Origin of the sequence: Methylobacterium trifolii (genome assembly GCF_022179685.1) — a bacterium.
Lineage (GTDB): Bacteria > Pseudomonadota > Alphaproteobacteria > Rhizobiales > Beijerinckiaceae > Methylobacterium > Methylobacterium trifolii.
The window spans coordinates 1-7,741 of the sequence record NZ_BPRB01000138.1; the positions used below are offsets into that span (position 1 = coordinate 1).

The window sequence follows — 7,741 nt, forward strand, 5'->3', positions numbered from 1 at the left end:
GGTGCTGACGTCGGACAATCAAGTGCCCTCTCGTCAGCGCGCGGGCTCGCCACGCGCACGACGGCCGGAGCGCAGCGGCATCGGTCGGGCTGCCCCGGGCTCGGGCTCTATCAGCAGGTCGGCCACCGGTACGGCCAGCGCAGTGGCCATCGCCTCCAGGGTCGAGATCGTCACGTTCTCCGAGCCGCGCTCGACCCGACCGACATAGGCGCGGTCGATGCCGGCCGCCAAGGCCAGCCGCTCCTGCGACAGGCCTCGCTCGACCCGAAGCCGCCGCAGGTTCCAGCCGATGATCGCGCGCGCATCCATGGCCCCACAGGGCCAGACCAACGGCTTGACAATCGACGGACCGACAGTCCCTGATTTGATGCTTTGAACCTACGCGGTGGGAACAGCGCCCGACCGCCCACCGCCGCGACACCGATCAGACCCGATCCCCGACGGAGAGCAGACCCATGCGTTGGTACCTGAGAGCCATGCGGCGCTACGCGAGCTTTGGTGGACGATCCCCACGGGTCGAGTTCTTCGAGGTGTTTGGAGGGCTTTTCCTGTTCATCCTTGTCGCCGAGGGCTTCGATGTCAGCCTGCTGAGCGGCGACGGCATACGCTCGACGCTGCTGGTGAAGCTCGTCATCCTCGTACACATTCTGCCCGTGCTGGCGGTGACGGCCCGCCGGCTTCACGATCTCGGCTGGTCGGGCTGGTTCAGCCTGCTCAACCTCGTACCGGTGGTGGGCTTCGTCGTGCTGCTACTCGTGCTGCCGCGCGGCGTGCGCGGACCCAACCGCTACGGGCCCGATCCGCTCGACCCTGCCGCGACCGAGGCCGCAGTCCCGCCGCAACCCGCCGCCAGTCGCCTGTTGCGTCGGCTCCGGTAGCGACCGGGTCAGGCAACGTCATCGGCGAGTTGGAGCGGCTCGTCGAGCTTCGCCGCAGCGGCAGCCTGTCGGAGGCTGAGTTCGCAGTGATGAAGGCCCAGATCCTGGCGCGGGCAGGCTGATGAGCGAGCAGGCCTTCGGCGTATTCGTCCTGGCGATGGTGCCGCTGGGCTGGGCCTTCTATGTGCTGCCCACCATCATCGCCTTCAAACACCATCATCCCAACCGCTGGCTGATCATGGCGGTCAACGTGTTCCTGGGTGGTACCGGGATCGGCTGGGCGGTGGCGCTGGTATGGGCCTTTAAGGCCGCCCTTCGCACCGAGCAGGCGGACGGCTCGCACGGCGGCGAATCGGGCCTGAACCTGTTCGTCAACGACGTGCAGCGCGTGCGCCTGATCGGCGCCGGGTCAGAGTCGCCCGCCACTGGAAGCAACGAGACCGGGACGCGCGTGACGCCGGGTACGGCGGTACTGGAACTGGAGCGGCTCGGCCAACTGCGTGACGGTGGCCATCTCAGCGACACCGAGTTCGCCAGCCTCAAGGCCGCCGTGCTTCAACGGCTGCGCTGACCGCCATCCTTGGAGCGCACCTCGGCCAGCCTGAGGCCGACGCGGACCAGGTCCAACAAGCGGGCCGTCGTTTCCTCGTCGCGGCCGTCGATCAGTTCGATCAGGGCGAGACCCGTAGCGTTGGTGATGGGCTCAGTCGGTTCGATCTCAGACTCGAAGGCAAACAGGTCGGGGAAGCGAACGCCGAGTTCGATGGCGATCTGGTAGGCCACCTCGATGCGGGTGGCGTTCACGCCGCGCTCGATATTGCCCACCGTGTCCACGTTGCGTCCGATCCGGTCGGCCAGTTGTTCCTGCGTCAGCCCCTTCGCCTCGCGCAGACCATGGACGTGCTTGCCGAACCGCCGCTTGAGTTCGCCGCTGTCCATGGCCCGAGTTTTCCTCCGGTGAGGAGGATCGAGCCACCGAGCTTCATGCGGGGTCAGCGCTTGTCAGACGGAGGTATTCCGTAGTTATGCTCCGGTATGCCCGTTCCCCGCATCCACGAACCCGGCCTCGCGTTCCGGGATGCCGTCCGCCTCGCAATGGCCTGCCTCGGCGAGCTGCCCGACCTCCTCGCGCCTTGGAGCTAGGACGAAGCAGCCGCCCTGCGTCAGGAACCGGCCCGATCTCTACGCCGTCGAACTGACGCGGCCCGCCTGCTCGAGTCCGCACTAGTCGCTCGGGGAGCACGGATAAAATGAGCACAAATGTGCTCACCCGCTGATGTGCAAGGCAAGATCGCCCACCCGTTGCAATTGCTAGCGAAAATACTATCTATAATTTAAAAAATCCTTTTTATCAAGCATCAATAAAAAGAAACAGGTTTCTGTTCTGGCTGACTTCGCTCACAATGAAGTCTCTAACCGCTTTGATTCGACCAATGTTCTTTTGTGTCTCGTGAACGAGGATGTACCACGTACGCTGAAGGCGAATAGCGTCCGATAGGACGGGGACGAGTTCTGTATGCGTCCGAGCAATGAAATAGGGCAAGACGCAGAGGCCGCATCCGCCGATCGTCGCGTTCGCCTGTGCGATGATACTGGAACTCTGGAAGCCGGCGCGGATCCCGGAGCATACTTCGTCGAGGTAATCGAGTTCGTTGATTGTGATCAGATCTTCGATGTAGTTGATGAAATTGCAGCGCTGCAGATCTGCCACGCTAGCGATTGTGGGCACTGATGCAAGGTAAGCCCGCGCGGCGTAGAGGCCGAGCCCGTAGTCACCGAGCTTCTGCGCGATCAACCGACCCTGTTCCGGCAGGGCGAGGGAGACGGCGATGTCGGCCTCACGATTCGTCAGGTTGAACACGCGCGGCATCGCGACGAGCTGAAGCTCGAGGTTCGGAAAGCGAGCCGCCAGACGGGATAAGCGGGGTGCCAGGAAATAAGCGCCGAACCCGTCCGGCGCGCCGATCCGGACGGCGCCAGTAACCAAGGCGTCGCGGCCTGCAATGTCGTCCTGGGCCTGCCTAAGATCCGCCTCGATCCGTTCGGCCGAGGAGACAAGTCGCTCGCCAGCGAGCGTCAATTTCAGGCCGTCAACGCCCCGGTGGACGACTTTCGACCCGATCTGTGCCTCCAACTCACAGACGTGCCGGCTGACCGTCGTATGTTTCACGCCAAGCGTCTTCGCAGCGGCGGAGAACGTTCCGCTCCGCGCGAATGCGAGGAGCGAGCGCAGGTGATCCCAATCCATCATGGGCCCTACCCTGCCCGAGAATGCACATATAGCGCGAAAAATTTGACCCTTTCCAACGAATTTCGAACCGCTTAGCAGCATGCATCGTCCAACCTCTAGGGATGTCGACGAGTCCCTGGCGGAGTAGAACTTGGCAGATCAAGAATGAGCATCATCGGCTTCATCGGTCTCGGGAACATGGGCGTTCCGATGGCTGCAAACCTCGCGACGGCGGGCCATACGGTCCTCGGCTTCGATCCCGCGCCCGATGCCCATGCTTCGGCCGCGGCGCGAGGCATCCGCGTGGTCGAGACACTACACAGCGCGGTGGAGGGTGCCGACGCCGTCATGACCATGCTGCCGAGTGGAGCCATCGTGTGCGCCGTCTGGGACGCCATCATTGCCTCGGCCCAGCGCGGCACGCTGCTCATCGATTCCTCGACGATCGACGTCGACAGTGCCCGCACAATCCACACACGTGCGAAGGCAGTTGGTCTCCTGTCTCTCGACGCTCCTGTGTCCGGCGGTACTGAAGGCGCCGGCGCAGGGACGCTGACGTTCATGGTCGGCGGCGATGCCCAAAGCTTCGCGGCGGGCGAGCCCCTGCTGGCTCGGATGGGCAGCCGCATCGTGCATTGCGGGGCGCCCGGCAACGGGCAGGCTGCGAAGATCTGCAACAATATGATTCTCGGCGTGACGATGATTGCCGTCAGCGAAGCCTTCAATCTCGCCGACCGGGTCGGCCTATCCCGCCAGTCCCTGTTCGATGTGGCCTCCGCCTCCTCCGGCCAATGTTATGCCCTGACGACCCATTGCCCTGTGCCTGGCCCTGTGCCGACCGCATCCTCGAATCACGGCTACAGGCCGGGATTCGCATCCGAGCTGATGCTGAAGGATTTGAGCCTCTCTCAGGACGTGGCCGCTGCGAGCGGGACGACGACTCAGCTTGGTTCATTGGCCTGCGATATCTTCGATCGCTTTGTGGCGCAGGGCGGCCGGGGTCGCGACTACGCAGCGGTGGTCGAGTTTCTGCGAGCCTGATGCCGGCAGCGCGACCGAGACCCGAACGAAAACAACGATTCTGCATGCGCAGAGCTGCGTGTCGCAGAACTCGTCCAGCCCGAGACCGGCATCACAGAGGAATCGACACCATGTCTCTGCTCGAGATACGCAAGATTGTCGCCCAGGTCGAGGAGACCCTCACTGAGAACGGCCGTCCGGTCGGCGGAACGGCCCGCAAGGTTGCCGTCGCGGGGGTGATCCGGAATCCGTATGCCGGAACCTATGTCGAGGACCTAACGCCGCTCTACGATCTCGGGGCAGAAGTGAGCAGGATCTTAGTGGAACGGGGCATTGCTTTGCTAGGGGTGTCAGCCGAGGAGGTCGAGAGCTACGGCAAGGGTGCGATCGTTGGTACGGCCGGTGAGATCGAGCATTCCGCAGCCATTCTCCACCCGCGCTTCGGGGCGCCGGTCAGGGCAGCGCTCGGCGGCGGAAAGGACATCATTCCAGGCACAAAGAAGGTTGCCGGCCCCGGCGCGTCGATAACGATGCCTATGACCCAGAAAGACAACATCTGGGACTTCGATCATATGGATTCGATCGAGATCACTATCGGCGACGCACCACACGCCGACGAGATTGTCGTCGTCGTCTGCCTAGGGATCGGCGGACGGCCGCTCCATCGCATCGGGAAGTAGATCGCCTATGTGCCGGGATCCTGCTACGTGTTCGATCAGAGCAATTCTGTTCGAGTCACGTGGTCCGGATCTGGCTCAACAGGATCGGCTTGTCAGCCCGCCATCGACGACGAGAAGGGAACCCGTAACATAACGGGCCTCGTCCGAGGCCAGGAACAGGGAGGCGGCTGCTACATCCCACGGCGTTCCCATTTGCCCGGTCGGGCAGGAGCGGTTGCGGGTCTTGATCATGGCATCTGGATCATTGCCGTAGCCGCTCTGCACGTAATGGCGGATCTGGGGCGTATCCATGAGCCCCGGGAGCACGCAGTTTGCCCGGATACCCTTGTCCGCGTACTGGATAGCAATGTTCTGGGTCAGTTGATTGACGGCTGCTTTCGAGGCTGCATACGAGGCGCATGGATATCCTGTGTAGCGGATCGACGCGATCGACGAGATGTTGACGATCACGCCCCGGCCACGCTCGACCATGCGCGGCAGTACGTACTTGCAGGACAGGAACATGCTCTTCACGTTGACGGCGAAGAGCTTGTCCCACTGACCCTCCGTGAGTTCCTCAGGCCCCCCAACATCGACGATGCCGACATTGTTCTGGAGGATGTCGACGCGGCCGAACAGATCGATGCATCGCTCGACATAGGCACAAACGGCCTCCGCACTCGAAGCGTCGGCGACCTGCGTCGTGCAGCGACCGCCCTCGGCTTCGACGATCGATTGCGTTTCGGCGAGGGAGTCTGGATCGAGGTCGGTCGCGAAGACCTGCGCGCCTTCGCGTGCGTAGAGAATTGCCGTCGCCCTTCCGTTGCTCAGGCCGGGGCCTATCGCACCCGCCCCTGAGACGATCGCAACCTTGCCCGCCAATCGGCCATCCATCGCCCTATTCTCTCTCATTATTGGTCGTCCCGGAGCGCGGCCACGAGCTCGGCATGGGCTGCGCCTTCCAGGCGAGGCGTGTGATCGTCGGCGGGAAACGCGCCGTTGCGCACGTCTTGGCAATATGCGGCGACGGCCTCACCGATCATCCGATCGAGGTCGAGGTAGCGTCGCGCGTAGCCCGGCGTCGGCGTGACGCCTAGACCAAGGACATCGGCTGCAACGAGCCCTTGACCGTCGCAACCGGAGCCGGCGCCGTAGCTGATTGTCGGTATATGCAGCCGATCGGTGATCACCTGCGCAAGTTCACCCGGCATGCTCTGCAGGATCACCGCGAAGGCGCCGGCCGCCTCGAGCGCCAGCGCGTCCGCGATCAACGCTCGTGCCGCCTCGGCGGACATTCCCTGGACGCCGCGTCCGCCGAGCTGGCCTGCGCTCTGGAGCGTAAGGCCGACGTGACCCATTATCGGGATCCCGGCCGCGTGGATGGCTTTCAGGGTGCTTACGGAGGCCTCGCCCCCTTCGATCTTGACCGCGTCGGCACCCGCTTCCTTGATGAAACGGCCCGCATTCCGGACCGCTTCCTCCGGGCAGACCTGATAGGATAGGAAGGGCATGTCCGCGACGACCATGACGCGATCGACGCCCCGAGCGACGATCCGCGTATGGTGGAGCATCTCATCGAGCGTCACGGATACCGTATTGCGGTGCCCGAGCGCCGTAACGGCAAGTGAGTCGCCGACCAGGATCGTATCAAGACCGCTGGCATCCGCGATCCGCGCGATGGCGTAATCGTGGATGCTTAACATGGTAATCTTGTGCCCGCTGCGCTTGAGCGCGAGCAGGTCGTCAGGGGCCACTTTCGATCGCGATATCATGCCTTCTCCTCAGCTTCGATTTTCGCCTGTATGAATTCCCCGATGTAGAAAACTGGGCACTTGCGTTCAGCGGCTCTGCGCGACGAGCGGGCAGGCGCTCTTCGAGAGCGGGATGACGGTCTCGGCTCCTGGAATCGTCGCAACGATCTTCAGGTAATCCCAAGGATATTTGGACTCGGCAGGCTTCTTCACCTCGGTGAGATACATATCGTGGACCATGCGCCCGTCGGCCCGAACCTTGCCGTCCGTCGCAAACATGTCATTCACGGGCAACGTCTTCATCACCTTCATCACCGCGCCGGTCTCGTCGGTTCCAGCGCTTGCGACCGCCTTCAGGTATTGGAGCGTGGACGAATAGACACCTGCCTGCATGTCGGTCGGCATCTTGCCCATACGGGCAAAGTATCGCTTCGACCAGGCACGGGTCTGATCGTCACGATCCCAGTACGAGGCGGACGTGAAGACGAGGTTCTGTGCAACCGACAATCCCATTGCATCGATGTCGGTTATGTAGACTCCGAAGACGGCGAGCTTCCTTGTCTGGGAGATGCCAAACTCAGCGGCCTGCTTGACCGAATTGATCGTGTCGGCCCCAGAATTAATAATAGCGATGACCTTTGCTCCGGAACTCTCGGCACTGATCAGGAACGAGGAGAAATCCGAGGTGCCGAGCGGCGCCTTCGAGCTGCCGAGGACTTTTCCGCCACCGGCGGCGATCACCTCGCGCGCATCCTTCTCCATTGCATGCCCGAAGGCATAATCGGTCGTGATAAAGTACCAGGTGTCACCGCCGCGCTCGAGCATCGCCTTCGCCGTGATGTACGCCCAGGAATAAGTATCGTGAGACCAATGCATGCTGTTGGCTGTGCAGGCATCGCCGGTGAGGCGCGAAGTGGCAGCTCCGACCACGATTGCGACGCGGTTCTTGGTCTTGGCGATCTCGATAGCCGAAAGGGCGACCGAGGAGTTGAGGAGATCTGTGACCATGTCGACGCCGCGATTGTCGAACCAATCACGCAGGATCGCCGAACCGATGTCTGGCTTGTTCTGATGGTCCGCGCTGACGATCTCGATCGGTTTTCCCTTCATCGAGCCACCGAAATCCTCGACAGCGAGTTCGGCCGCCACTACCGAGCCCTTTCCCCCGAGGTCCGCATAGACGCCGGACATATCCGAGAGGAT

The 7,741-nt window shown here is 62.7% G+C and carries 10 protein-coding genes; 4 read left to right on the forward strand and 6 right to left on the reverse strand.

The genetic code is table 11. From position 1 onward, the window contains the following. Positions 1-33: 33 nt before the first annotated feature. Positions 34-309 carry a helix-turn-helix domain-containing protein gene (locus COGEMETH_RS13060; RefSeq protein WP_238183077.1) on the reverse strand — a complete coding sequence of 92 codons (276 nt, stop codon included), beginning with the start codon at positions 307-309 and terminating at the stop codon, positions 34-36. A gap of 146 nt (positions 310-455) precedes the next feature. On the opposite strand from COGEMETH_RS13060, the gene COGEMETH_RS13065 reads away from it, so the two are divergent. Next, complete coding sequence (locus COGEMETH_RS13065) at positions 456-878, forward strand: DUF805 domain-containing protein (RefSeq protein ID WP_238183078.1); 423 nt, start codon at positions 456-458, stop codon at positions 876-878. Positions 879-999: 121 nt separating this feature from the next. Beyond that, entirely contained in the window at positions 1,000-1,449 is a 450-nt protein-coding gene (locus COGEMETH_RS13070; RefSeq protein ID WP_238183079.1) for a superinfection immunity protein, read from the forward strand. Here the strand turns inward: COGEMETH_RS13070 and COGEMETH_RS13075 are convergent. Together COGEMETH_RS13075 and COGEMETH_RS13080 are read right to left on the reverse strand one after the other, a co-directional pair. Beyond that, positions 1,434-1,817 (reverse strand): helix-turn-helix transcriptional regulator, encoded by a 384-nt coding sequence (locus COGEMETH_RS13075; protein ID WP_238183080.1) that lies wholly within the window; start codon positions 1,815-1,817, stop codon positions 1,434-1,436. The genes COGEMETH_RS13070 and COGEMETH_RS13075 overlap by 16 nt on opposite strands. A 412-nt stretch (positions 1,818-2,229) precedes the next feature. Then, the gene (locus tag COGEMETH_RS13080; RefSeq protein WP_238183081.1) at positions 2,230-3,129 is read right to left on the reverse strand and encodes a LysR family transcriptional regulator; all 900 of its coding nucleotides are present in this window, start codon (positions 3,127-3,129) and stop codon (positions 2,230-2,232) included. A gap of 144 nt (positions 3,130-3,273) precedes the next feature. On the opposite strand from COGEMETH_RS13080, the gene mmsB reads away from it, so the two are divergent. Then, positions 3,274-4,149 carry a 3-hydroxyisobutyrate dehydrogenase gene (gene mmsB, locus COGEMETH_RS13085; protein WP_238183082.1) on the forward strand — a complete coding sequence of 292 codons (876 nt, stop codon included), beginning with the start codon at positions 3,274-3,276 and terminating at the stop codon, positions 4,147-4,149. A gap of 110 nt (positions 4,150-4,259) precedes the next feature. Beyond that, positions 4,260-4,808 (forward strand): amino acid synthesis family protein, encoded by a 549-nt coding sequence (locus tag COGEMETH_RS13090; protein ID WP_238183083.1) that lies wholly within the window; start codon positions 4,260-4,262, stop codon positions 4,806-4,808. Between the two features lie 75 nt (positions 4,809-4,883). Here COGEMETH_RS13090 and COGEMETH_RS13095 read toward each other — a convergent pair whose 3' ends face one another. From COGEMETH_RS13095 to COGEMETH_RS13105, 3 genes are all read right to left on the reverse strand, one after another. Continuing rightward, positions 4,884-5,681, reverse strand: coding sequence for an SDR family NAD(P)-dependent oxidoreductase (locus tag COGEMETH_RS13095; RefSeq protein WP_238183084.1), 798 nt, complete (start codon positions 5,679-5,681; stop codon positions 4,884-4,886). 17 nt (positions 5,682-5,698) lie between these two features. Then, positions 5,699-6,541, reverse strand: a complete 843-nt coding sequence (panB, locus tag COGEMETH_RS13100; RefSeq protein ID WP_238183085.1) for a 3-methyl-2-oxobutanoate hydroxymethyltransferase — start codon at positions 6,539-6,541, stop codon at positions 5,699-5,701. 84 nt (positions 6,542-6,625) lie between these two features. Beyond that, the coding region (locus COGEMETH_RS13105; protein ID WP_238183086.1) for an ABC transporter substrate-binding protein at positions 6,626-7,741 on the reverse strand (1,116 nt) is incomplete at its 5' end.

Bases quoted from the DNA above. Each gene is read 5' to 3' on its own strand.
- COGEMETH_RS13060 (WP_238183077.1), bottom strand. From the start codon at position 309: ATGGATGCGCGCGCGATCATCGGCTGGAACCTGCGGCGGCTTCGGGTC.
- COGEMETH_RS13080 (WP_238183081.1), bottom strand. From the start codon at position 3,129: ATGATGGATTGGGATCACCTGCGCTCGCTCCTCGCATTCGCGCGGAGC.
- COGEMETH_RS13065 (WP_238183078.1), top strand. From the start codon at position 456: ATGCGTTGGTACCTGAGAGCCATGCGGCGCTACGCGAGCTTTGGTGGA.
- COGEMETH_RS13075 (WP_238183080.1), bottom strand. From the start codon at position 1,817: ATGGACAGCGGCGAACTCAAGCGGCGGTTCGGCAAGCACGTCCATGGT.
- COGEMETH_RS13070 (WP_238183079.1), top strand. From the start codon at position 1,000: ATGAGCGAGCAGGCCTTCGGCGTATTCGTCCTGGCGATGGTGCCGCTG.
- mmsB (WP_238183082.1), top strand. From the start codon at position 3,274: ATGAGCATCATCGGCTTCATCGGTCTCGGGAACATGGGCGTTCCGATG.
- COGEMETH_RS13095 (WP_238183084.1), bottom strand. From the start codon at position 5,681: ATGGATGGCCGATTGGCGGGCAAGGTTGCGATCGTCTCAGGGGCGGGT.
- COGEMETH_RS13090 (WP_238183083.1), top strand. From the start codon at position 4,260: ATGTCTCTGCTCGAGATACGCAAGATTGTCGCCCAGGTCGAGGAGACC.